2 protein-coding genes are annotated in these 1236 nt (G+C 68.3%); one reads left to right on the forward strand and one right to left on the reverse strand.

Going from position 1 to position 1236, the window contains the following annotated elements; all coding sequences use genetic code 11:
- Window positions 1–228, forward strand: a 228-nt coding sequence (locus tag FL344_RS38120) for a DUF1259 domain-containing protein (protein ID WP_141621943.1), incomplete at its 5' end; no start/stop codon positions are given.
- 252 nt (window positions 229–480) lie between these two features.
- Here the strand turns inward: FL344_RS38120 and FL344_RS38125 are convergent.
- On the reverse strand, window positions 481–1236 hold a 756-nt coding region (locus FL344_RS38125; protein WP_141621944.1), incomplete at its 5' end, for a DMT family transporter.

The following is a 1236-nucleotide window of genomic DNA, read 5'->3' on the forward strand; positions in this document are numbered from 1 at the left end:
CAGCAGGCCGTCGTGGATGGGGATTTCGCCATGCTGGAGAGCGAACTGCAGCCCGTGCTCAAGGCCCTGCGGGCGGCGAACATCGACGTCGTCGCCATCCATAACCACATGACGGGCGAAGCGCCGCGGATGATGTTCCTGCACTACTGGGGAGTGGGGCCTGCCGAAGCACTCGCGCGCGGAGTTCGCTCGGCACTGGACCTCACCACCGCGCCTACTCGGCCGTGAGCCCGCAGAGGAATGCGTGCCCCTGTCCCTGCCGCCACGGCCGACTGCCTTCGAGTTCCGTGCGAGCCCCGAAATCATCTCTTCTTGCGCGTTGGGGCGCCCCTGGTGCCCAGATGGCGATGATTCGCCATGCGTTCGTCGCAGGGGCGAAGTTGGTGAGCAGCGAGCACTTCAACCGGGTGGGGTAGCGCGCGCCGTCCAGCCGTGCCCGGAACTGAAGAGGGGAGGGAAGAGGCTCCCGGTTTCACTCCGTCAGTGCTTGTGACGGTGGTGCAAGTCCGAGACGTGGGGGTGGTCGTGCGTGAGAGGGGCGTGTCGGTGCGGGTGGCTGTGGGGCTTGGATGCATCCATGCCAGGGGGATGCTCGTGCAGGTGGTGCGCGTCATGGACGTGCAGATGCTCGTGCTCCAACTCCGCGTGCGTGTGCTCGTGGCCATGTCGCTCTCGCAGCAGTAGGACGACACCTGCCGCCATCAACGCGCCCGCGAGCAGGTCCAGAGAGCGCAGCCCCTCACCGAGCAGTGGGATGGCGACGAGAGCGCCCACGAAGGGGGCCGTGGCGAAGTACGCCGCCTCACGTGCCGCGCCCACCAGGCGCAGGGCATAGGCGTCCAGGACGATGGAGAGCCCGTAGCTGGCGAAGCCCAGCACCAGGGTCGCGCCCAGCACCGCCCCGGAAGGGATGGATTGGCCGGTGAGCCATGCCAACACCAGGGTGCACCCGCCGGAGCCGAGCGCCTTGGTGCGCACCAGCGCGATGGGGTCCTTGAGCGACAGCCGCTGCGTCAGGTTGTTGTCCACGGCCCAGGCAAGACACGCTCCGGCCAGGGACAGCGCCCCTAGGACATCCCCCTTCAACTCGCCCTCCTGGAAGGCCAGCACCCCGGCGCCCGCCATGATGAAGGCGGCGGCGAGTGCTCCCGCGCGGCCCAGGTGCTCTCCGAACACGAGCAGCGCCAGGAGGATGGTGAAGGGACCCTCGAGGTTGAGGAGCAGGGAGGCAGCCAC

The organism is Myxococcus sp. AB036A (assembly GCF_006547355.1).
GTDB lineage: Bacteria > Myxococcota > Myxococcia > Myxococcales > Myxococcaceae > Myxococcus > Myxococcus virescens.